1 protein-coding gene is annotated in these 360 nt (G+C 56.7%); it reads right to left on the bottom strand.

Annotated elements, in window-relative coordinates; all coding sequences use genetic code 11:
* A partial coding sequence (locus tag EXE42_RS15075) for a glycosyltransferase family 2 protein (protein ID WP_158293717.1) occupies positions 1–360 on the bottom strand: 360 nt, incomplete at both ends.

Raw genomic sequence — 360 nt, forward strand, 5'->3', positions numbered from 1 at the left:
ATATGCTTTGAGGTCTCGTTCCGACTCCGGATGGTAGTGTTCAAGGACGGCCTCCGGCGTATAGACCACGTCGTAACCCGCTCGATGTACTTTGTACGTTGCGTCGGTGTCTTCGTAATGGGCAGTGCCTTCATACGCGGGATCAAAGCCGCCGAGTTCGCGGAGTAAATCAACGTCAAACGACATGTTCGTCCCGCGGAGGTGATGGACTAGGCAACGATCATCCGCATCGAAGTTCGAGACGATTTCTCCGTTGGGTTGGATCCGTCCCACAGTCTCACGATCTTGGAGGGAGTCGCCGGGTTCGAGAACCGGACCACCAACTGCGCCGACCCCATCAGTGTACTCGACGGCTAGAGC

This window comes from Halorubrum sp. SP3, from assembly GCF_005435195.1.
Classification (GTDB): domain Archaea; phylum Halobacteriota; class Halobacteria; order Halobacteriales; family Haloferacaceae; genus Halorubrum; species Halorubrum sodomense.